24 protein-coding genes and 1 riboswitch are annotated in these 23,253 nt (G+C 43.8%); of the genes, 7 read left to right on the plus strand and 17 right to left on the minus strand.

Going from position 1 to position 23,253, the window contains the following annotated elements:
• Positions 1-22: 22 nt before the first annotated feature.
• The 7 genes from ACYVRS_RS06460 to ACYVRS_RS06490 all read right to left on the minus strand — a co-directional run bounded on the left by ACYVRS_RS06460 (position 23) and on the right by ACYVRS_RS06490 (position 8,795).
• Positions 23-877 (minus strand): hypothetical protein, encoded by an 855-nt coding sequence (locus ACYVRS_RS06460; RefSeq protein WP_461202977.1) that lies wholly within the window; start codon positions 875-877, stop codon positions 23-25.
• 609 nt (positions 878-1,486) lie between these two features.
• Positions 1,487-1,798, minus strand: a complete 312-nt coding sequence (locus ACYVRS_RS06465; RefSeq protein ID WP_461202978.1) for a hypothetical protein — start codon at positions 1,796-1,798, stop codon at positions 1,487-1,489.
• 516 nt (positions 1,799-2,314) lie between these two features.
• Positions 2,315-3,502 (minus strand): 3D domain-containing protein, encoded by a 1,188-nt coding sequence (locus ACYVRS_RS06470; protein WP_461202979.1) that lies wholly within the window; start codon positions 3,500-3,502, stop codon positions 2,315-2,317.
• A 206-nt stretch (positions 3,503-3,708) separates the two neighbouring features.
• On the minus strand, positions 3,709-4,482 hold the full coding sequence (locus ACYVRS_RS06475; protein WP_461202980.1) for a putative ABC transporter permease: 774 nt from the start codon (positions 4,480-4,482) through the stop codon (positions 3,709-3,711).
• A 151-nt stretch (positions 4,483-4,633) separates the two neighbouring features.
• Positions 4,634-6,433, minus strand: coding sequence for a glucosaminidase domain-containing protein (locus ACYVRS_RS06480; protein WP_461202981.1), 1,800 nt, complete (start codon positions 6,431-6,433; stop codon positions 4,634-4,636).
• A 75-nt stretch (positions 6,434-6,508) separates the two neighbouring features.
• A complete protein-coding gene (locus tag ACYVRS_RS06485; RefSeq protein ID WP_461202982.1) occupies positions 6,509-7,861 on the minus strand; it encodes a C40 family peptidase in 1,353 nt (450 codons plus the stop codon).
• A 322-nt stretch (positions 7,862-8,183) separates the two neighbouring features.
• On the minus strand, positions 8,184-8,795 hold the full coding sequence (locus ACYVRS_RS06490) for a TetR/AcrR family transcriptional regulator (RefSeq protein WP_461202983.1): 612 nt from the start codon (positions 8,793-8,795) through the stop codon (positions 8,184-8,186).
• Positions 8,796-8,906: 111 nt separating this feature from the next.
• Between ACYVRS_RS06490 and ACYVRS_RS06495 the strand changes: the two genes are divergently transcribed.
• From ACYVRS_RS06495 to ACYVRS_RS06510, 4 genes are all read left to right on the plus strand, one after another.
• Positions 8,907-9,509 (plus strand): ECF transporter S component, encoded by a 603-nt coding sequence (locus ACYVRS_RS06495; RefSeq protein WP_313539333.1) that lies wholly within the window; start codon positions 8,907-8,909, stop codon positions 9,507-9,509.
• 224 nt (positions 9,510-9,733) lie between these two features.
• Positions 9,734-10,021 (plus strand): hypothetical protein, encoded by a 288-nt coding sequence (locus ACYVRS_RS06500; RefSeq protein ID WP_054116173.1) that lies wholly within the window; start codon positions 9,734-9,736, stop codon positions 10,019-10,021.
• Positions 10,022-10,085: 64 nt separating this feature from the next.
• Positions 10,086-10,295 carry a hypothetical protein gene (locus ACYVRS_RS06505; protein WP_461197764.1) on the plus strand — a complete coding sequence of 70 codons (210 nt, stop codon included), beginning with the start codon at positions 10,086-10,088 and terminating at the stop codon, positions 10,293-10,295.
• A 36-nt stretch (positions 10,296-10,331) separates the two neighbouring features.
• Positions 10,332-10,508, plus strand: a complete 177-nt coding sequence (locus tag ACYVRS_RS06510; protein WP_313539327.1) for a hypothetical protein — start codon at positions 10,332-10,334, stop codon at positions 10,506-10,508.
• Positions 10,509-10,530: 22 nt separating this feature from the next.
• On the opposite strand, the gene ACYVRS_RS06515 is transcribed toward ACYVRS_RS06510, so the two are convergent.
• The 9 genes from ACYVRS_RS06515 to ACYVRS_RS06555 form a co-directional block, all read right to left on the minus strand.
• Complete coding sequence (locus ACYVRS_RS06515; RefSeq protein ID WP_461202984.1) at positions 10,531-11,064, minus strand: GNAT family N-acetyltransferase; 534 nt, start codon at positions 11,062-11,064, stop codon at positions 10,531-10,533.
• A gap of 50 nt (positions 11,065-11,114) precedes the next feature.
• Entirely contained in the window at positions 11,115-11,474 is a 360-nt protein-coding gene (locus ACYVRS_RS06520; protein WP_312540512.1) for a DUF1304 domain-containing protein, read from the minus strand.
• Between the two features lie 2 nt (positions 11,475-11,476).
• The gene (locus ACYVRS_RS06525; protein WP_313509377.1) at positions 11,477-11,764 is read right to left on the minus strand and encodes a putative quinol monooxygenase; all 288 of its coding nucleotides are present in this window, start codon (positions 11,762-11,764) and stop codon (positions 11,477-11,479) included.
• A gap of 23 nt (positions 11,765-11,787) precedes the next feature.
• Positions 11,788-12,423, minus strand: coding sequence for a nitroreductase family protein (locus ACYVRS_RS06530; RefSeq protein ID WP_313539321.1), 636 nt, complete (start codon positions 12,421-12,423; stop codon positions 11,788-11,790).
• Positions 12,424-12,439: 16 nt separating this feature from the next.
• Entirely contained in the window at positions 12,440-12,847 is a 408-nt protein-coding gene (locus ACYVRS_RS06535; protein ID WP_313539318.1) for a MarR family winged helix-turn-helix transcriptional regulator, read from the minus strand.
• Positions 12,848-13,002: 155 nt separating this feature from the next.
• Positions 13,003-15,660: a cation-translocating P-type ATPase gene (locus ACYVRS_RS06540; protein WP_313539316.1), complete on the minus strand. Its 2,658-nt coding sequence runs from the start codon at positions 15,658-15,660 to the stop codon at positions 13,003-13,005.
• 583 nt (positions 15,661-16,243) lie between these two features.
• Positions 16,244-16,819: an ECF transporter S component gene (locus ACYVRS_RS06545; RefSeq protein WP_461202985.1), complete on the minus strand. Its 576-nt coding sequence runs from the start codon at positions 16,817-16,819 to the stop codon at positions 16,244-16,246.
• 6 nt (positions 16,820-16,825) lie between these two features.
• Positions 16,826-17,800: a nucleoside hydrolase gene (locus tag ACYVRS_RS06550; protein WP_461202986.1), complete on the minus strand. Its 975-nt coding sequence runs from the start codon at positions 17,798-17,800 to the stop codon at positions 16,826-16,828.
• Between the two features lie 25 nt (positions 17,801-17,825).
• Positions 17,826-17,870, minus strand: a riboswitch (PreQ1 riboswitch).
• 110 nt (positions 17,871-17,980) lie between these two features.
• The gene (locus tag ACYVRS_RS06555) at positions 17,981-18,889 is read right to left on the minus strand and encodes a cation diffusion facilitator family transporter (protein ID WP_461202987.1); all 909 of its coding nucleotides are present in this window, start codon (positions 18,887-18,889) and stop codon (positions 17,981-17,983) included.
• 389 nt (positions 18,890-19,278) lie between these two features.
• Here ACYVRS_RS06555 and ACYVRS_RS06560 point away from each other — a divergent pair, with 389 nt between their 5' ends.
• On the plus strand, positions 19,279-20,700 hold the full coding sequence (locus ACYVRS_RS06560; protein WP_461202988.1) for a helix-turn-helix domain-containing protein: 1,422 nt from the start codon (positions 19,279-19,281) through the stop codon (positions 20,698-20,700).
• A gap of 44 nt (positions 20,701-20,744) precedes the next feature.
• On the opposite strand, the gene ACYVRS_RS06565 is transcribed toward ACYVRS_RS06560, so the two are convergent.
• Entirely contained in the window at positions 20,745-21,854 is a 1,110-nt protein-coding gene (locus tag ACYVRS_RS06565) for an LCP family protein (RefSeq protein WP_461202989.1), read from the minus strand.
• 344 nt (positions 21,855-22,198) lie between these two features.
• Here ACYVRS_RS06565 and ACYVRS_RS06570 point away from each other — a divergent pair, with 344 nt between their 5' ends.
• Together ACYVRS_RS06570 and ACYVRS_RS06575 are read left to right on the plus strand one after the other, a co-directional pair.
• Positions 22,199-22,561, plus strand: a complete 363-nt coding sequence (locus ACYVRS_RS06570) for a hypothetical protein (RefSeq protein WP_313539304.1) — start codon at positions 22,199-22,201, stop codon at positions 22,559-22,561.
• A gap of 119 nt (positions 22,562-22,680) precedes the next feature.
• Entirely contained in the window at positions 22,681-23,214 is a 534-nt protein-coding gene (locus ACYVRS_RS06575; protein ID WP_461202990.1) for a GNAT family N-acetyltransferase, read from the plus strand.
• Positions 23,215-23,253: the final 39 nt, after the last annotated feature.

The raw sequence follows: 23,253 nt of genomic DNA on the forward strand, positions 1-23,253 counted from the left end.
TCCTCCATTGAATACCTATCAATTAGTAACCTGTATCCGTCCCTGTATCTGATTCGCTATAGGTGTCAGAATAGGTCTCTGTGGTTGTCGATGTGGTCGTATTGCTGTAATAGCCATAGCCCATTTGTGTTGAGATTGAATCTGCCAATTTGGTGTATTTCTCTTTCAACTCTTCGTTACGGACTTGGCTGATACTGTCAACGACGGCTAGGTATTTATCCAATGTGACTTCACTCGTCACGACATCGTCTTTCAGCATGCTCTTGAAGCTTTCATCTAAGTTTGCAATACGATCTAATTGGGCATCTGCGTAGCCTAAGTAGGTTGTTACCAATTCCTTCCAAGCGCTGTCATCGAAGAAATTCAGATTTTCTCGGACATTGCCGACATCTGTATCTTTCAAGTCTCCTTTAATGATGACATCATTTTCGGCTTTTTGCCAGTTTGAGACACCTTTTGTGAACAATGCATCAGCTGCAGATTGGACTTTGATTTTCGCTTCTACATCTTTCAGTTGGTCATCTAAGGCCGCTTTTTGCTCTTGGATCTCTGTCGATTCACTCGGAAGCGCATCATCTTCGATGCCATAGTCATCAGCGGAAACTTTGACTGCTGCTAATTTAGCGACCAGTTTGGATACATCATCTTCAGTCAAATCTTTCTTTAAGAAAGTTTGGTCGTCATTGCTGTATAGTTGGCTGATTTCATCAGCAATGCTCGTTAAACTGTCTTTCTCTGCGGCAATGGCTGTTTGCGCATAAGCCACCCGCTGCTCGTATTGCTTTTGGTTATTCTGCCTGTATCCCAACAAACAGATTGCAACCGCTCCAATACCCACGATCAGAACGGTCAAAGTCTTAAATAACGGCTTTCCCATGAACACACTCCCTAATTCAATTGTGCTGAAACAAAAAATCTGCCTTCATTGTCCAGAAAAAAGACAAGGCAATTCTATATTATTATAAGAGAAAACAGCCTTCAAGGAAAGGTTATTTGTGATATTTCTATTAAAACCGTATGTAATTTGAATAGTATTCGGCTTGAATTGTATGACTTTTGTTATAAATAAACCAAAAAAAATAGTCCATCTGGTTGCATGCATTAGATAGATAGATGCGCTATATGTGAAGAATCACTTGTGCCTGATCTTTCTAAGCTGACGGGCTGTATCAACGTCTCGTGTTATCCTTGCTCTTCCCTACGAGTAGCGGTCTTACACACTATTTTTCGTTGATTTTAACTTTGCGTACGCTCTACTTCTTACCTATTATATGGATTGTTTCCACCAAACCTTCTCTTTCTTCCAAGAAGATTAAATTTTCTTTTACCATATTTATTTAATCACTAATTTATTTTGTGGAATCAAATAAATTTTATGTTGTTCGTTTGAGATTGTCAATGACATTTGTTTATAAAACCCATTAAAATTGATTAGGTTATTTATTTATGCGAAGGCTTTCGGTTCCTTTTTACTTCCCAAATGCCTTTAGTCATCCAGATAATTTTTCGGAATCAACTTATCGGCTTCTAAGTGTGCAAAAAAATCGGTGACGCGGGTGATCTGCGCAAGGTATGCTTCATCCGTTGGCGCAATGCGGTAAGACCGCAACAATTTGCTGTATTTGGCCCGTTTTCTTATTTGACGCGCAATCTCATTTTCGACAAGGAAAACCAATGTTTGTTCGTTCGCTTTTGCTTCATCACTGGATAACTGATCATTGACCAATAGCGAATAATAATAGCTCAGATACTTTGCTTGATACATCAGTTTATCAAAATCATTCTTCTTTACTCTCACGTTGATTTCCCCCTCCACGCCTTCATCGCTTTGATTGCTCTCGCGAAACAAGGAACTAAAATACCATGTTGTATAGCCGAAAATAAATAATTAAGCAATCAGCCTGATTCTTAGTTAGATTATTTTTTAACAACAACAAAGTGAATATAAAATGTACTGTAGAAAAAGTCAATCTATTTTAATATTTTTTTCATGCGATAGATGTTCATTTTCCATTGATGACGGATGTAACCAACTATTCCCTCTCATTTTATGCACATTGATGACGTTATCCTACCCACATTGAATTCGCTTACCAACACGGAGCTAGGGTTATCTATTCAGATGAATATGCTTTTTCACATATTAAATGTGCCAGTGATTACTCTCTTCCTCACATCTAGCCTGTGACGAAATAAAAAAATAAAGTGCAACCATATAATTGGTATATCCCAATTTATTTTCAGGTAGCTAAGTCGGTTCTTTTATTGCGCAAAAAAAGAAGACCCATTAGAAAAGGTCTTCTACAATCATTGATTAATCTAAGATCGTTACTTTGACTTGGCGGCGACCCCATTGGATGCATTGCTCTTTATTATCAAAATGCACATCAATGATATTGCCTTTGATCGCCCCACCTGTATCAAGCGCCAAAGCTACACCGTAGCCTTCAACATTCACGAGTGTGCCTAAAGGAATCACGCTTGGATCGACAGCAACCGCCATCGGATTCTTCCGCAAGTCTGTCCCGCTGGCAGTGAAATAGCTTGCGCCTGCTTCAGCATACGAATAAGCGGTTGATTCCATCGTCATCGTCTTGCCACTGGTTGATCCTATATTATTGGTATCGCTGGTGTTACTGGTATTGCTGCTGGATGACTCGTTGGTGCTGCTTGACGTATTGCTTGATGTGCTGCTGCTTGAAGAAGCACTGCTGCTGGATGATCCTGCATTGTCAGAAGAACTGTTGCTGGCAGCTTCTTGGGCTTCGGCAGCAGCTTTAGCAGCTGCCGCTTCATCTTTGGCTTTTTGTTCCGCTTCCTTAGCCGCTTTTTCTTTTGCTGCTTTTTCTGCAGCCAAGCGTGATTCTTCAGCTTCTTTGCTAGAAGCGATCTGTGCCAAGGTTGATTCATTTTCTTTCAATTGTGCTTGCAAATTGCTGATTTTGCTATATAACGCTTTGGCTTGTTCTTCCAAAGATTGTTGATCAGCAGTCAAGCTGGTTTGCGTAGCTTCGGCTTTATCTTGCAGCGATTCTAGTTTTTCTTTCTCGTTAGACAAGGACTCGATTTTTTCTTTTTCTAAGTTTTGGAGCATGGTCATCGCGTAGGCGCGATTGATGAAATCTTGGATATTGGCTGATTCCAACAAGACTGTCCAGTCGCGTGTTGCCCCGCCATTGACTTGGATGTCTTTCATTCGTTCTGCAACGACAGCTTCCCGCTTCTCAATGGTGTCTTGCGCGGTGGCAATATCTGATTTGGTTTGAGCCAGTGTGTCTTCGTTTTCTGCGATTTGCGCTTTTAGCGATTCTACTTCACTGTAAGTTTTATTGACATCAGTTAAAGCGATTTGTACTTCCGCACTGATTGCTTGGCTTTGCTGCATGATGGTACTTTCTTGTTCTTGCAGTGATTCCAATGATTCAGCCTGCGCAAAAATCGGAGCAACGGTCCCTGCTGCCACGAAGGCAACGATCATTGTTCTTAGTTTTTTGGCTTTCAAAAAATTCCCTCACTTTTCACTTTGGTTTCCAACATTTCTATTATACAAATTAAGCAAGGGAGTTTTGTTGCAGAGATTTTACAATTTATTACAAAATCAGCTAGTGATGCGGATAAATGTAAAATTTTTATAAAGACGGTCAAGTAAGTGAAGGATCATCGCATGAATCATTCTCTTGCCGTTGTAACAAAATTGTAACAAACTGCTTATTTTTTGCGTAATTCTTCGATAAAACTTTTGAGTTCTTGGAGATTTGTAATATTTTCTACTTTGAGTTGTGGAAAGTTTTTTAGCATTCTTCTTTGTTGAAAATTGAGTTTTGGCAAGGTTTCTTTCAACTCGCGCCATTCCGCTGGCACTTTTTGCAGCCGTTCTTGCCAATTCTGGCGTTTGTCCGTCATGGCTTCGATGTAGTGGTCCGCTGACGCTTTTTGACGTTCGAGTTCCTGTTCCATTCGTTTGACAGCCCGTTGGAATCCAGCCATGTTGGCAAGGGTCAAGCCCAAATCAAAGGAAAGCAGCATCAACAAGGCCACTGGCAATAAAAAACCGATCGTCAACGACACATTTGCTGCCAGGTGCAAAAGCACGGGATGCACTACCCGGACGATCAACACGCAGCATGCGCCCCAAAAGATCGATATAGGCAGTGCGACGCGACCATTGATATTGAAAGGTACATCCTTATAATCCCACCAAGAGGCGTGAAAGAACCGTTCCAGCAAGTAACTGGTGCCATATTCTAAAACGGTCACCAATAGTGCTGCGGCAACGAATAAGCCAACGGTTGTACCATGGATGGGTCTCAATAAATAGACCACACCAAGAATACCAAATCCATAGATTGGCGTGATCGGACCGATCAAAAAGCCGCGATAGACAAAATGCCCGGCTTTCAAGGAACAATAAATCGTTTCCCATAACCAGCCAATAAAGCTGTACATAAAGAACAATAAGACGATTACATTAAATGTTTGCATGGGTGCCTCCTACATACGACATCATTTGTATTGCAACAGATAGGTATAGAAGTAGTATACCTCTTCTTCGGTGAGATACCTATGTGATTCACTGTTTTCTGTCATAAAAAAGGAATCGCCGCCTTGGTCGATTCCTTTTTTTCTAGTTATGCTATTTCGCCACGACCAAACGCTGCCCGACCATGATCAATGAACTGCTAAGATTATTCCATGACATCAATTGATTCACAGAAATACCATTGCTGTTGGCGATTTGCCATAACGTGTCGCCTGATTTGACGGTATACGTTTTATTGGAATTGGTGCTGCTTGATACAGACTGCAAGTATGCACCGCTGACCCAACCATTATTGATGCGATACCAGGTAGTGTTGCCATTGACACTGGTGCCGGTTTTGCGGGCGGTGGCTAGGATCGTCGCTGCCCGTGCCAGTGACCCGGTGATCCGCGCAGACGTAGAAGCGTCTGCCCGAACATTCAAGACCGCCGTCGTACGGAATTGTTGACTGATTGCTGTTTCTTGGTTGTTGCTGGTATTGTTATTCACTGCTGTTACGTAAGCACCGCTGACCCAGCCGCGTCCATTGATCCGATACCAGGTGGTATTGCCATTGACACTGGTACCCGTTTTACTGGCTACAGCTTGGAATGTCGCATTGCTGGCCAAAGAACCGGTGATACTGGCACTTGTCGAGGCATCACTACGGATGTTCAAGGTTGCCGTCGTGCGGAATTGTTGATTGATCGTTGTTTCTTGGTTGTTTTGGTTGTTATTGACAGCCGTAACGTACGCAGCACTGACCCAGCCGCGTCCATTGATCCGATACCAAGTGGTATTGCCATTGACACTGGTACCCGTTTTGCTGGCAACAGCTTGGAACGTTGCATTGTTCGCTAAAGAACCGGTGATACTGGCACTTGTCGAGGCATCACTACGGATATTCAAAGCGGCTGTGGTCCGAAATTGCTGGTTGATGGCTGTCTCCTGGTTATTGGTTGAGCCATTGCCGCTGCCAGTATTGCCTCCGCCAGAACTGCCACTGTCATATTGGGTCAAGTTGTAGGTTTCGATCAAGTTGATCAGCTTGCTGGCATAGGTTGTATCTGTAGCATACCGACCTTGGAGCCATTGGGCTGCTTCCCGATAAGAAGAGGTATTCGACCGCCAAGCACCAGAATAGAAAAACACGCCTGGTGTAAAGGAGGTTGTCCGCAATACATGGGCATTGTCTTCAAAAGACTCATGTAAGGAAGGATATTTGCGGAAGCGAGCGACGATTTCATATAAGTTGCCTTTGCCGTCATCTTCCAGTGTTTTCATCTCGACAAATTGGCCATTATAGCTGCCTTTGATGCCGAACATGTTATTGGCTTGGCGCGTAAGCAGGGATTGGCCCCAACCAGATTCAAGAATCGCTTGCGCAATCATGATAGATGCATAGAGATCATTGGCACTGGCCACTTGCTGTGCCATCGGTCCGACTTGCTGAATAAAGGCTTGCGGATTGGCAGAACGGGCATTGGTCAAATCTTCCGCAGGCAATACTTGCCCCTGATCTACTGTTGGCTGGTCTTGGACCATCGATTGATCTTCTTCCACTAAAGGAGGGAAATCTTCTGGCATGATCTCTGGATCTGTCGTGGGTGTATCGTCTTCCACCACAGCGCGGATTTGATCGCCTTCTGACAGATCATCTTCGGTTTCCTCTATCTCAACGTCTTGTTCTGGCTGGCTCAGTACTGCCTCTTCTGCTTGCAGACTGCTATCATCCGCAGCGTGTTCGACCACATGGACACGAGATGCTGGGTCTGTATCTTCATTGGCAAAAACAGTCAACGGTACCATGGGAATCGTCGTGGCGCAAATGGTTGTCAATGCCATGCCTTTCCTATATAAGATGCTGTTTTTCTGTCGTCTGAGTCGTTTTTTGATTGTTTTTCTGCTTTCCATTTTTTACTCCTTTTTGTCTATGATGATTTAAAAAAAACGACAACAGTGTTTGACCGTTATCGTTTCTTGTTGGTACTAGTGCACACGTACTGCAAAACTAGGTGCCCAATTGCTGGTTGAACCCACCGATATCGTTTGGCCAGGTCTTGGGGCATGGATATATTGTCCGCCGCCAAGCGCAATCGCCACATGATGGGTACTGCCGGCACTGCCCCAAAACAGAAGATCCCCTGCTTGGGCTTCGCCTACAGAGATCACCCTACCAGCTGATTCTTGCGGGACAGTCCAACCGCCAATATCGCGCCCAGTCACTTGCAAGTAAACATAACGGGTAAATCCAGAACAATCGAATGCATCTGGGCCTTTGCCACCCCATACATAAGGCTTGCCTATATGCTTATAGGCTTCGGCAACGATTGCGGATCCATTGGCTGCAGGCGCGGGTGCCGGTGTTGGTGCTGCTGGTCTTTGGACGACCGGTTCCGGTGTCGGTGTAGGTCCTGCCGGTGCCGCAGGTGCTTCTTCAGGCGCATCAACTGGCGGTGTGTCGGCTGGTGCCGCAGGCTGCACAGTTTCTAGCGTGTCGGCAGCCCTATCACGATCTGCTCCAGCTGCGTCCATGTCTTCCTCAACAGTCGGTTCAACTACATCAACCACGGCCAGACTAGTTTCTTGTTCTGCCTGTGCCGCTTCGATTTGGGCTTGCCTTGCGGCCGCTTGAGCGGCTTCTTCCCGGATGCGCGCTTGCTCCGCCTCAAAGACTTCTTTTTCTGCTTTGAGCTGCTGCTTTTCATCTTCTTTTGACGACTCTTGATAAGCCAGCGTGCTGACTTCAACATTGAGGTCGGCTTGCTTCCCCTCGATTTCCCCTTTTTGCGCTTCTAAACGACTTTGCGTCGCATGGAGCACAGCCACTTTGTCCTTAGACGCGCTTTGTTTACGTGCTAAATCTTCTTGATCCAGCTTTTGCTGGGTGATCAATTGATTGTTCGCCCGAACGATCGTCGTCATGGCATGAAGCCGACCAACAAAATCACTAATAGAATCCGCATCTAAAACAACATGCAACAATTGATCACTTTTCCCATTGACTTGCGTTTCCCGTGCTTGTTCTTCAATATTTGCCGCACGCTTATCGATCCTGACCTGTAATTCTGCGATATCTTCTGCTAATTGATCGATCACTGTATACAAAGCTTCTTGTTCTGCCAATAACCCTTGTGCTTCTTGATTGATCGTAGCAATCTCGTTCGTGAGATCCGTGATCCGTTGCTGGACTGTTTGACGTTGTGTCCGCAATTGATGGATCTCGTTATTTTTTTGTTGGATCATTTGATCAAAATCAGTCGCTGACACGTCTGTTGCCCCTGCAAAAAGTGTCAGTGTCAAACCACACAAACAGATAGAAGTGATGAGTTTTTTCTTCATTTTTCCTCCTTTAATTCAAAATAAAAGAATTTTTTAAATCATTTTGACATCTATAAGTTTAACACATATTTCAACGAAACCCAATCAGCGCTGATTAACAATTTGATTACATTATAAAATACACGTTATTTAATAAATTAAACGGTTTTTCTTCTAGTCTTTATCCTTTGATCCCTACTTGCATCTTGCTTTGCGTACAAAGCGTCCAGCAAATAATGTCGTCAAACAATAAATAAATCATGTTCTAGATTTCACTAGGATGACAAGCTGAGCACAAAAAATGCCCCATCTGTTTCTAACAGATAGCGGCATTTTTTTATTTTTATTCGCGATACGGCAAGAGTCGACGCATCATAGCGATTTGGTTGTCGATGGTCGTTTGACTCAAATGCCCGGTCAATGCCAGGATCCCTAGCCCTTCGATCACGAACATGTAGTTTTCAGCAATGATTTCTAGGTCTTCATCGCGCAGGACCTCTTGAGCGACACCGACTTGGAAAATCTCATGGATCGTCCGTTTGGTTTCGGTCAGTTGCGCTTCTTGCAGTGAACGCGATGCCATTGTCTTATGGGTATAGTAATATTCATACATTGCCCGCAGCATACTATCGGAGATGCTGTGAAGCAAGCGATCGCGATGATCCGCAAAATATTTGTCCAAAATCGTTTCAAAAGGCACTTGCGCCGTGATCATCTCCCGCACATCATCAAACTTGCGCTGAGAACGCTGCTCGATGACGGCCAAAAAAATTTCATCTACTGAGTTGAAATAAAGATAGATTCCTCCGCGACTAATGCCGCATTCTTCGATAATATCTTTCATGGTAGCATCGATCAGCCCTTTTTTACTGAATACGACTTTCGCGCTTTCAATGATGGACTCGCGTTTTTGTTGTTTCTTGTCTTTCGCTTTCACCGGTTCAGCATGTGTCATGCACATCTTTCTCCTTTCGCAACTTTTTTAATGACACACGTGTCATTCTATTGTATAATCACTTTACCACTAAATGACACGAGTGTCATTTATATCAAAAGGAGTGTTCCTATGAATACAAAAAGCAAAACGTATCGGTTGGTGATTCGTGCCATTCTGACTGCAATTATTATTTTACAAACAATGGTTCCCTTTCTCGGGTATATCCCGATTGGAATCACAAGCTTAACCATCATCCATGTGACGGTCATCGTAGCGGCCGTTGTTCTGGGAACCAAAGATGGCATGTTCATCGGCTTGATCTGGGGCTTATTCACGATTTTCCGTGCGTTTACTTCCCCTACCACGCCTTTGGATATCGCGGTTTTCACCAATCCGATCATTTCGGTGGTGCCACGGGTCTTGGTTGGCTTGGTCGCAGGTCTGCTCTTCACGATCATTTATAAGAAGACCAAGAAAGTGGTGGCAGCTTCGATCGTGGCAGCGATTTTTGGCACGATCACCAATACGGTATTGGTTCTATCCCTGATGGGCCTTCTATATACCGGTTTGGTGGCCAACACATACGGTGTTGATACGTCCGCGTTGTTTGTGACTTTAGGTGGTATTGCTTTGACCAATGGGGTTTCTGAAGTGATCACTGCTGCGATTTTGACCCCGATTTTGGTCAAGGCCTTGTTCGCAGCCACAAGCTTGCGTCCAGACAACCGTTGATACTGCTATCGTATCATTTTTCTTTGTGAAAAGGTACCTCGATCATCATGATTCTTTTGCGAAACGACCTCTTTATTGGTGGGTCGTTTTTTTGTCTTTCCGCTATCATTCTTGTCACATGGAATGATTTAGATTGTTTATTCGGGTTTTTCTGTTATTATTCATTTATAATCTTTAACATAATTTTTTAAACTTAAACACACCAAAGAAACGGAGGCTGTTCCGTGGCTATTACACTAAAACATGTGCGTTATTTGCGTATCACCCATTTGCTGGTTTTGTCCTTTGCGCTGTATTTGATCACTGCTGATGACTTTAGCCAAGGGATTGCGTTGGCAATGATCAGTACTTTGTTCAATTCAATTTATCCACCGGATTATGGTGGGAGCACTTGGTTGAGTGGCAAACCAGTTTATCCGATCTTTCTACAAAACAGCAGTCGTTTGGTTGAATCGTTGTGTGAAATCATAGGGATCATCGTTATGGTTGCGGCACTGTCTTTTCTCCTATGATGCCGCCAATTGTGAACGGTATCATCAATCTTTGAACAGACGTCACATATTCTAGGAGGTCCTCATGAACAATATCATGCGCAATATCCTTACTGCCTTGGTTTTCATCATCGTTTACTATGCCATAGACATCCTGTTTGGCACATATACAATAGGTTCATTACCAATCATCCAGATGTTCAATCAATTCTTGATGTTGCTTGCTATTTTCTTTGCGATCGATTTAGTGGTCAAATTTTATCAGCGTCTTCGGCACAAAAACTCAAATAACTAATGTTGCTTGTCTTTGACTAAGAGAGGTGTGTGCTTTATGGAAAAAAAACCTTGGTACAAGAAGAAAAAGATCTATCTGCCCATCGCGGTAGTTCTTGGCTTGCTGGGTATCGTGCCTAGCCTGGTTTCCTTGTTCGGTGTATCGATCGATGATGAGTTGAATCCAGATTACTATACAGACCCAGATCAAGATTTATTCCGCAAAAAAAAATAAGCCTAGTGCTTATTTTTTTTGCTTATTTAGCATCAAGATAGAACAAAATATCCTTCTTGTCTTCTTGAACCGTGCCACGATAGACTTCAGTATCCAGACCGCCAATCCGAAAACCAGCTTTCAGATAGAACAAACAGGCCGACACATTGTTGTCTTGCCCGATCGTATACAATCCCTGTTTGCCATGATCCTTGGCCCATGCAGCAGCTTCTTCTATCAGCATCTGGGCAATGCCTTGCTTCCGATAGGCTTGATCAACTTTCAGATCATACACGTAATCGTAGTTGAAGAAACCTTTCTGCACCACCGCTAATCCAATACATGTGTCTTGATCATAAGCACCGAAGAAGACGGTATTAGACTGCATCTGCTGATAGTCATACTGTTCATCCGGAAAGCACATCTCCCTTATTTGGTCAGATGGTAACCGCTCGATTGAATGGTTCCACGTTTCGTTGATATAGGTCGGGATCATTTTGCCCCAAAGTTTGAAAGGCTGGTTTTTGATGCGGATATCTTGCTGGGTTGCTTCTGTGATTTGCTTGATTTGGATCATGGGTCACCTCAGTTTTATTTCTTGGTTCCAGCCAAATGAGACAGCAAACATTAGAAAAAAGTCGTGATCAATGCCAATATTGCTAAGCCGCCTTGGGTCAAAATGATTTTCTTGTCGCTGGTCAGACTACCGTATGCAGCAACTAAAATGATACCAATTAATAACAATCGAGCGATTTCCAATTGGGCATGCGCAAAGGTGACACTATATAATAAACCAACACCAATCAAGCCATTATAGACCCCCTGGTTTTTAAACAATGTCTGTACGATCGGCTGACTGCCTTCATTCCTCTTCAGATTGAACACTTTTGCAGTATTGACTGACGTCGTAGCAAATGTCTCTAGATACAAAATATAAAAAAATTCAACAGCAACAAGAACGATGAGTATCAAGCTAAGTAAATTCATGTTTATTCTCCTTGATGGGTGACCGTGATTTCAGTCGGTTTGGCTGCAAATTCAGGCATTTTCTTAAATAAGTGTTGCAATTCTGCTGTTTGGTTATGGGCGTCGATTGCGGCTTGATCGGCCCATTTTTCCACCATTACAAAGCGATTGGGTTCTTCCGTCGATTCGTAGAGATGATAGCCGTGACAGCCTGCTTCTGCTCTAGCAGAAACCAATAAAGGTTCAACAGCTGCCATAAATGCTGCCCGTTGGTCTTCTTTGATATAAAATACGGCGTTGATGATTTCCATTGTCTGTGCCTCCAATACTGATTTTATAAAAAGGTGGTGATTTGTGCTGCGTCTAAACGTACGGACTCATAACCTAGTTCTTTGGCTTTCCCAACTGACAAGATCATCACTGGCACATACCGTTCTTTGTCTAAACCAAATGCTTCTGCCAATTGATCGGCTTCAAAACCACCGATTGGATTGGTTTCATAGCCATGGGCACGAGCTACTAGCATGAATTGCATCGCTGCTAAACTGGCGTCGATTTTCACGACATCATTCATTTGTGCTGTCGTTAGGTTTTGGTAATGCGGGATGATTGCTGCCAATTGCTGATCTCTGACTTCTGCGGGCATTTTGCCTTCTGCTACAGCTTTGTTGTAGATGTCTTCGCCTAATTCATGACATTGCAGGTCGCCGAATATCAAGACCATGGCCGATGAAGTGTCATTTTGTCGCACGTTGAAGCGGATCAACGGTTTTAATTTGGCTTTTTGTTCCTCGCTTTCTACTACGACAAAGCGCCATGGCTGCATGTTGACTGAAGATGGGGCGGTCGTTGATTCTTGGATCATGGTCAACATTTCTTCATGGGAGATTTTGTATGTTTCATCGTATACACGAACGGATTTCCGACCGAAAGTGATATCTGCGAAATTGTTATTGCTATATTCTGTCATTGCTATTGTCCTTCTTTCATTGGATAAGTTTGGTGAGTAATCCTTGTAATTGCTGTGCTTCACTTGCTGTCAATCGGATGCCTAAGCCTTCTTGGTCTTGGGCATGCTTGTCGTTGCAAGCAGCGAGATCATCGATGGCCTTCGCCGTCAATGCGACAAAAATTTCACGGTTATTGTCTTTGTTGCGGCTTCTGGTGACGAATCCTTTGTCCTCTAATATTTTTAGATGACGGGTGACTGCCGCACTATCGATCCGCAATGCTGCTTGCAGCTGATTCTGTGTGCAGCGTGTTTGTGCGTGCAACACATGCAGCAGTTGATAACGGGTCAAACTAAAGCCAGTTTCTTTCTCAAAAGCGGCAGTTAGTTCTTGATTGGCGATTTTCAATTGATAAAGCATGTCGCTGAGCATCGATAAATCCATCTGTCACAGGCTCCTTCCATCGTTGACTTGTCAACTGTTGACTCATCAATGATAAGCTTTTCCAATTGATTTGTAAAGGATATTGTCATTTTTTTGGCAAAAACATCAACAAAGACGCCGCAAATACTCAATCTGCGGCGTCTTTGCTGTGGTGCTTATTTCAGTTGGAAAGCTTTCTTCAAGCCCATGACCACCAAGGTAGAGATGGCGGCGGCAAGAAAGATGATTCCCCAAGTTCCTGCTTGGATTGGCATCGTCCCTAAAATTTGATTCATCACTGGCACATAGACAGCCGACAACTGTAAGCCGACAGATAACAGCATCGCCCCTACAAGCACTTTGTTCTTCAAGAAAGACTTGTCTAAGCCAAAGCCGCTGCTCTTGCGCACATTGAAGATATGCATCAATTGTGCGACTGCCATAAAGGTGAAGGTCGCTGTTTGGGCATACTGCAATTCATGGTTGGTATGCATCAAGTAGGTGAAAAAGCCAAAGGCGACTAGCCCGATCACGACACCACTCAAGATGATCCGTCCTAAGAATCGCTTATTGACCAAACTATCTTCTTTTGATCGTGGTTGCCGTTGCATGATCTCATCTTCTGCTGGCTCAAAAGCTAACGCCATCGCCGGTGCGATATCGATCACCAAGTTCAAGAACAGGATGTGCAAAGGCTGGATCGGGATCGGCATCAAGAAAATGACACTCAAGAAAATCGTCACGATCTCGACCATATTACAAGAGAACAGGAAAGACACATATTTCTTGATATTGTCAAAAATGATCCGTCCTTCTTTGATGGCATCAACGATCGTACCAAAACGGTCATCAGTCAAAATCATATCTGACGATTCTTTGGCCACTTCAGTCCCGCGAATCCCCATGGCGATTCCGATATCGGCGCCATTAAGGGCTGGGGCATCATTGACACCGTCACCTGTCATCGATACGATATCACCTTCTTCTCTTAACGCGTCCACCAATTGCAGTTTGTTCTCAGGTGAGACACGGGCAAAAACTGCCACTTCTTCAATGCGTTCATTGAAGCCTGGTTGACCGACAGCATCATCGATCTCTTTACCGGTCATCGTTTTATCATAGTCTTTCAAGCCAATTTCTTTGGCGATCATGGATGCAGTTTGTGGATGGTCCCCAGTGATCATTTTCACACGAATCCCGGCTTCTTGCGCCACTTTGACTGCTTCTTTGACATCTGTCCGGGGCGGATCGACGATGCCTGCAAACCCTTGGATCTCGATATGCTGCAAAGCTTCCCGTAAATCAGCTTCTTCGGTACCACCTTGGTAATCATCGATTCTTCCGACTGCAATCACCCGTTGGCCATGGCTAGCCAACGTACTATTGTAGTCTTCCAATTCCTTCGTCCGCTCGTTATCGGCGTGGGCTAACTCGATCAAGACATCTGGCGCGCCTTTGATAATCAAGGTCCGTTGCTCGCCTTCGTAGACTGTCACCATAAATTTGTTGTCTGAATCAAAAGGCATTTCAGCGATTTTTTGCAATCCTTCTGATTCAGCTGTTTGGCGGTCAATGCCTTCTTTTTTGCCTAAGACAACAAAGGCGCCATCGGTTGGATCGCCTAATATTTCGTATTGTCCGTCACTTTCTCGTAATGAAGCTGTGGTACATAAGGCGCCATTGCGGATCATTTGATGCAGTGCTTGTGTCTCTTTGGCATTGATTTCCTGTTCATCTGCATCATAAAATTTACCTTCTGGCTCATAGCCGTTGCCTGATACGGTATAGGTTGATCCATCGCTTAGGATAATTTCAGCGACAGTCATTTGATTTTCTGTTAACGTGCCTGTTTTGTCACTGGCAATGATACTAGTGGCCCCTAACGTTTCAACGGCTGACAGTGATTTGACTAAGGCTTTGTGTTCTGCCATGATCCGCATGCCTCGAGACAAAGTGATCGTTGAAACAGCTGGCATGGCTTCGGGTATCGCTGCCACTGCGAGAATGATCGAAATATGGATCATTTCCACGAAAGGCTGATCGGTCAATAGCCCAGCAATCAAGACTGCTACTGCAGCAAAGAGTGCGGCAATAATGATGGCTTTGCCCAATTTGTCCAATTCGATATCTAATGGCGTCCGGCGTTTCTTGTCGCCAGTCAGCATATCACTGATTTTGCCGACTTCTGTTTCCATTGCGGTTTCTGTGACAACGGCATAGGCATTGCCTCGGGTTGCAGCCGTACCGGCATACACCACATTCCGACGATCTCCTAACGGCATTTCGTCGTCGTAGATTTCTTTTGCATCTTTGTCAACGGCTTCTGACTCACCGGTCAAAGCGGACTCGATCGACGCAAAATTGCTGCTTTCAAGAAGACGGGCATCGGCTGCGATCGCGTCGCCTTCTTCTAGGACTAAGATATCACCTGGTACGATGTGGGCCGATTCGATCTCGGTCACTTCTCCATCACGAATCACTTTTGCGGTAGTGTAAATCATGTCTTGCAAGGAATCGATCGACTTTTGCGCCCGCAATTCAGTGATGAACCCTGTCATCACAGCAATCACAACGGCGATCAGTACGGCAACTCCTTCAATGGTTTCCCCCATCGCAAAAGAGAGTAACGCGGCTGCGATCAACAAGTAAACAATCAAATTGTTCACATTGTCCCACAGCAATGCCCACACACTATGGGACTCTTGTTGCTGGATCGTGTTTTCTCCATATTTTTCTAATCGTTGGCTGGCAGTCTTCCCGCTTAGCCCTTGTTGTCGGTCACTTTCAAAGTGTTGCAAGGTATCTTCAGTCGTTTGCTGGTAAAATTTTTCCATCAAATTCCTCCTTTTATATTTGGCATGGTTGATCAGAACCGATCGTTGACTGATTTAGGCATAGCAAAAAATGGCTTCAAGTAAAGTGACGGACTTGTGCTTGGAGTCATTGGGTCCTGCAAGGGCGCATCAGCTACAAAAGAACAACAAATACTTGTTCCTAAAAAAGACACAATCGGTTTGTGAAAAAATCATTTGGCTTACTCTTAACCTATCATGGATCAAGGGTATTGGTAAATAATTTTGCTTCACAATATAAGTAAAAAAACATGAGTTACGTATCTGATCATGACCTGACCCGCAAGAAGAAAGCGCACACATTCCTGTATAGGAACAAGGAATTTAGATGGAACGTGGCACCCTATCACTTAATCTCATAGGCATGTTGTGATTCATAAGGTTACATCTTACAGCCAGTGCCATTTCATAGAGAATGCAATCAGGATATCTCAATTATACCAGAAAAAAAACACCAAAAAAAAATATTAATTTGCTGTTTTTGATGATGATTCACACATATTTGCCTTATTTCCCCAAGAATATGCACAAAAAAGACGCATCCATTTACGATGCGTCGTTTCTTTTAAGCGCGTGTGAAGAAGGTACTGCGCTTTGGTAACAAAAACACGACAGCCGCAACGACAGCGACCGACAACAAGCGATCCAGATAATCCGTACCCGCTTGGACCAAAATCACACTAAGGATTTGATTCAACCCAAGACCGTGCAGCACCTGAACGATCATGCTAGAACCCGAAGAGGTGATTCCCCCGAATAAACGGACAGTGATAAAGGAAGCCGCCACTGTGCCTGGCAGTGAGACAAGCAAGGCCAAACCTGGTAATTTCCAAGAGCCTCTTTTGATGATTTTGCCTCGCAATAATAGACCCGCCATCACCCCAGTGACGATTTGAACGGGGGCATAATACAACGAGAAGATATCTGTTGTGACACCACTAAGAACGCCACTGCTTAATCCTGTCAGCAGACCGATGATTGGTCCCCCTAGCGCGCCAGCAAAAATCGTACCGATGCTATCTAGATAAATTGGCAATCTTAACCAAAGGGCAATGGTTCCGCCTAAAAAGTTGATTGCGATCGAAAGTGCCATCAACGTGAGGACTCTGACGTTGAACAGTGTGTGTTTGTTTTGTTTCATTATTGATCATCCCATCTGTAGTTTTTCTAGATCTGCTTCGATCGTTTCTTTGTGTGCATTTAAGAGAACGGTCAAAAACTTCTTGAAAAACTGACGAGAATCGACGTCAGTCATTATTTTGCTATTGGCAGCTTTTTGCCAAAAATCATAGCGGTCCACCAATGTCTGTCCGCGACTGAGTCCTTTCGTTTCAACAGCTGTATAGCTGTCGAACCCTTGACATAAGGTATCATCGATAAAGTACGCGATCGCCAGCGGGTCATTGATCACGCAGCCGAGAATGCGTTCTTGCTGCCAATGGAAATCAACATAAAAACGGGTGATATCTCGCATGAAGCCTCCTGTATCAGGATCCATTCGACAGCAATACTCAATCAGCGTAGGCGTAAATATGATGGCTCTCGTTACGTCAAGTCCGACCATTTCGAGACAAGTACCTAACTTGTCAAAAACCAACGCAGCGGCATCGGGATCGCACCAATAATTATACTCAGCGACGGGCGAACAATTGCCATGACTTTTGTACGTACCCCCCATGCTAACGAAGCGGTCCATATGACGGCCCATGTCCGGATTCAATTGCAGGGCGGTCGCAATGTTGGTCAATGGACCCAGCGCAATCACTGAAATCGGCACATCATGGGCAAATGTTTGCGCCAGAAAACTGGCTGCCCCTTGGGCTTCAATGGTTTTGCTGCTATTGATTGGCCTATTCGTTTCCCCTAAGCCGTCCATCCCGTGGGTATCTTGGGCGCTGATAAAGGGCTGTTTCAAGGGTTGCTTTGCGCCTTGATAAATCGGGATATCCAAACGATCCAAGCGTTCCAAGCATTTGATCACATTTTTGGTGCCAATGTCTACCGGCGCATTGCCGCAGACAGTCGTGATCGCCACCACATCGATCTCTGGGGCTTTGATCGCCAACATCAATGCCAGCGTATCATCGATACCAGGATCACAATCGATAATCACTTTTCGCATTTATTTCCAACCTCCAATCTTTGAGAGATACTTAGTTTTTTAACCTGGGAAGTTTTCGAACCAGTCCAAGACGATGTCTTGATTTAAATGCACGGAAATAGTATACCATTTCCGAATGTAAAAGAGTTTGCTTTTTTCACCTTTTGTACCATTGCCAGCAAATGAGTGAACAGAAACCGCTCACAATTCTTCCGTTTCGATATAACAGTAGATTTTCACTTGCGGCATGACCTTTCGAATGTTCGTTTCAATATCATCTATCAGCTCATGGGGTTCCAGAGGCGCCTCTAATTTGAGCAGAACATCTGCCACGATCAATAGTTCATCGGTACTCAAGTGTAAGGTACGCAAGTCATTGACGTTGACGATCTCTGGTCGTGTGAAGCAAGTCTTTATTTTGGCCAAATCTTGCTGTGAAGCACTTTCTCCCATTAACAAGCTATAAAACTCACGCGCCAAAAAAACAGCAGCCAGCAACAACAACAGTCCGCCCAAGATGCCGCCGAGGGAGTCAAAGACAGCGTTGCCTGTGACTGCTGTCAACAAGATGCCCACCAATGCGATCACGACACTGGCTAAAGCAAATAGATTTTCGGTAAAACCCAGCAATAAATCGGCATCACGGCTGTCTTTCAAAAAATGCAGCAACGGCACGCGCTGGGTGTTTTCGTCTTTGATTTCCTGATCACCACTTTGTACAGCGGTCACTTCTATATACAAACTAACAAACAAGATGGCGATGACATACTGGATGTGTTCCACTTCATGGCCTGGATCGAACAAATCACGGCCAGCTTCAACGACCGCCAACAAGCCACCACCTAAAAAAGCAGTCATCGCCACCACTGTGCTAAAGAAATAAATCGCTCTGCCCTCGCCAAATTGATGCAGGTCACTGCGACCACGCCGGGCACGCTTTTCGCCGATTACCAGCAACCCTTGGTTCAAACAGTCGATAATGCTATGAATACTTTCGTTCATCAGCACGGCACTGCCGCTGAACAAAAAACCAATCAACTTGACGATAAACCCTAATAGATGTGTTAGCAGTACAATACTGCGGGCTTGTTGTGTTTGCTGTTTTTCCATAAGAGAACTTCCTCTCGTTGTTTGTCCTTTTCCTTTGATCCAAGCATACCACCACGGCCATATTCACGGTACTATTGCGCATTAATGTTTGATCTAACTCAAAAAAAATATAACAAAACACCAGTTTTTTATCGAAAATTCTATCGACCCTATTATCTTCTGACTTATTTGTCCGATATTCTCTGTACCGCTAAATGGTAAACCAGGAATGGATGAACGGTTAGTCAGCACTTGTTTTGGTGAATAAATGTCCAAAAATCCGGTTTCATTTATTCGTTTTCTGACCATCGTTCTGATCCCGTCAAACCATCTTAATTGAGTGATTTGGTTTATAATTAGCCTATTATGTCAGACTGTATTTTTTTAAGGAGTTGATAACTATACTTGGATTGCACTTACACACGCGCGTAAAAAAAGACCTGCTGCTGCTTTTAAATAATCACCACGACTTTGTTCCCACTCAGCTTTTGGTCGCGCAGATTGGTTATGCAAATCAATATGTTGTCAAGAAAGCATTGAATGAACTACTGGAAGAGATTCGGGACGCCTTTGACCCCGAGGAATTATCCCTGAAGATCAACAAACACCGCGGAGTTCATTTGTATAGTCGTGATGGCAATCTGTATGACGCTTTGAACATGATTATGTCGAAAGACACGGGTTATTTGATCTTGATCACGATGCTGATCAAAAGAAATGTACCGACAAGTGACCTGTGCGACACGCTCTTTATCAGTGAATCGTCATTGCGCAGACGGATCAAAGACATCAATCAGCAAATGGCTTTTTATGATTTGCGGCTCACTTTTTCAAAAACGATTCGTTTGCATGGGCCTGAACACCACATCCGAATTTTGACTTTTAGTTTGATTTTTTACATCCATCGGACATTGGCAGGTCTGCCATTTTCTGTGGACATACAGCCATACAACACATTGGCGCATCAAGTCAGCCAGCAGTTGCAGCTACAGACGAACAGCCACCAAGAAACGATTTTGGCTATGCTGCTTTTCGTTGCTGATCCAGCCATACGTGGAGGGAAACATGTCATACTTCCTATCCAACAACTGCTGTTTTATCAAGATATGCTGATTCCTGATAAACCGTCCTTTTTAAGCCATTGGTCACCGGATGACTGGTCCTTTCTATTTATTGCGATTTTATCTGCGGATTGGGCTGGTTTCAGCCTTGATATCAATTTACCAAAAACGATCAATGAGACACAGACCGCCGCCAGCCAAAGTTGGCTGCTTGCATTTGAAACAGTCTTTGGTGAGATCCGAAGCGAGCGCAGCCGTGCCATTTCGCAGATCAACAGACAGTTATTGGCCAATCTCTTTTTTCGATTAGATGATGCTTTGTTCGAACTGTTTCACTTAAATGATTATCAAAACATCCAACGATTGTATCCGGCTTATACCAAAACATTTGAAGGCGCCTGGACAATATTTGTGACGCAACATCCTGAGTTTGATACACACTATGCCAAGCAAACGAATTTGTTGCTTTGCGTCTACCTCTTTCCGATTCAGCATGTTTTGCCAGAAATCCATCTATATAATCATTCTTATGTCCCTATGACGATGAAGCACTATATTGAAGAGCGGGTCAAGGGTCATTTCTTTGATCGTTGTAAAATTCGTTTCATGGAACATATAGAAGAAGCTGATTTGATCATCGGTACGCATAAAGTCGAAGCAACGCAGGCAGTGCATCAGCAAACAGTCATCATCGAAGCGTCTCTTTCTGCTTGTGATCTCGCTCGAATCGAACAGGCGATCGAGGGGTTGATTTACGCAAAAGTTGATTGAAGCATCAAAGGCCCGCAACACCGATCGGTGTTGCGGGCCTTTGTTTAATAGTTATAATCTGTTCCAGTGTCTGACGATTCAGTTCCCCACTCTTGATCAGTGCCTTGATCGGTTGTGGTGGTTTCTGTACCCGTTTCTGTATCTGTCAGCTGACCGAGTGCTTTCAACATATCATTGCGCACCTCAGTATAAGAATAATCTTGGATGTAGACAACGGATTGGCCATCATAAGAGGTGCCATCGTACCATTCGTAGGTATGTTTTTCGATGTCAAATCCAGACAGCATATTCCCTGCCAATGAAACCAAGTCTTCAAACTTAAAGTTGGTATTGACATCTTCACTCACGGAATCAAGAATTTGTTGGTATTTGGTGACATTGTTGATTTTCAGCGCTTGGCTGATCGCCGCTTCAATGACTTCTTGCTGACGATTGCCGCGGTCTACGTCGGTATCCATTTTACGGATTCTGGCAAAAATCAAGGCTTGTTCCCCATTTAGCAACTGGCGGCCTTCAGGAATCAATGTTTCTCCTGTGTTGTCGGAGGTGTATTTTTTGTTGATATCATAGGGCACATCAACGGTCACACCGCCAATGGCATCGATGATTTTTTCAAAACTGGTAAAGTTGATATTGACGTAATAATTGATTGGTAATTGTAAATAATTTTGAACGGTTTCAATCGTTGCATCTTCTTCACCAATCGCGAAGGCACTATTGATCTTGGCAGTACTGACGATCGTGCCATTCCCTGTACCATCATAAATATTGGTCCACACATCTCGAGGGATGCTCACCATATCGATTTTTTTGTTTTCCCCATCATAGACCATATAGATCAAGCTATCCGCCCGGGTACTGTCTAAATGTTCCGTCTTCTCACGTTCCGCATCATTATCGACCCCCATCAGTAAGATGCCAAACTTGCCATCGACATCAGAAGCTTGGAGACTATTGTCTTCATTTTTTTTATTGGATGTGATCACTGCAGATTCTTTATACATTTTATCGACAGAGCTTTTGGCCGCATAATACGTATACCCTGCAAATAAAAAGACTCCTGCTAACGCAAAAAGTAGGATACCTATAATGATTCGTCGCTTATCTCGCTTTTTAGTTGCTCGTTTTCGGCTGTATTTCGTCTTTCTATCCATAGTGCCTCCTTCATTTCTCCTGAATTGCTCTCCCCGATTGTACCAGAATTTTTAGTATACGCCTATTTTTTTAAGAAGTTTTATCATTTTAACGGTGTATTTTTGAAGCGATTGTAATAAATAACGCAACCTATTTTTTAGAATATTCGTCTCCTAGACACGAATATCGCTGCAGATCTCGTTGAGACAGGCTTTCTTCACAGTTTTTTTCATTTGTTGCATTCTGATTTTCTTGCTATTATCAAAGTACGCTTGTTTTTTTCAAGTAGATGATTGATTCAGATTCAGTTTTCCCTTTCCGGGTTATCGCTGTTTAACGTATTAAAAGATAAGGAGTGTGTTGCATGTTTTTTCTCACAAAAAAAGGGCTGCATCGCCTTGCGGCACCGTATATCACTGACGGGGCCGCAATTGCATATGGCACTTGGCAATCTTTCAATGCACCTTCCAGTCGGTGCTTGTGCGTATTGAATGACCAGCAATTACATATATTATCGCTGAATCTTTTTTCAACAAAAGTACTTTATGCCCAGGTGATTCCTTTGTCAGACATGAAAAAGGTCAAATTACAGCGTCATCTTTCTACTGCCACATGGCATTTTGCTTATGCCAATCAAGGCTATCGCTTCCAATTCCCATTGACTATTTTGACGTTGGGTCAATGGCAGCCGCGGTTTCTCTCACGCTGTGAGCAGCTGTTTGTTTGATTATTCCCATTATTTTTTAGTCATCCAACCAAATCTTTCAATGAAGCGTTTGCTTTTGGCTGTTGTATTTTACCTAGTCATCGTCTGTGATAAGATAGCACTGAAGAATAGGAGGGCCCATGGATAAGATTAAAGGAACACGACTATATTTAAGAACGTTTGAAGCTAAAGATGAGGACACACTTTTTCAACTTTACAAGCAGCCTGCTGTGTGCAAGTACCTTTTGCACGAGCCCTGGACGTCCGCCAACAGCGCTGAAGCTTTTCAGAAAAAGTGTGTCCAAAAGCGCCTCAGCCATCAGACGGCGCTCTCGTTAGCGGTGGTATACGATCATCGGGTCATTGGCGATCTATCCGTCTGGCGGACAGGACAACCTGATTGTGTAGAGATTGGCTATGCCTTTGATCCTGCTTATTCTGGTCGAGGTTTTGCGCAAGAAGCACTCCAGCTATTGATCAATTGGTTGTTCAGCACGCAGCAGGTCCATCGTATCCAAGCAACATTAGATGCCCGTAATACCCCTTCTGCCAATTGCTGTCGACGCATTGGCATGCGGGAAGAAGCTCATTTTATCCAGGATTGGTGGAATAAAGGCCAATGGACAGATAGCTTGGTCTTTGGCCTGTTGGCTGCTGAGTGGGCGCAAAAATGAAGGAGCAAAAAATAAAAAGCACCTGTGGGTGTAGAAATG

Source organism: Enterococcus salsurae, assembly GCF_054784955.1.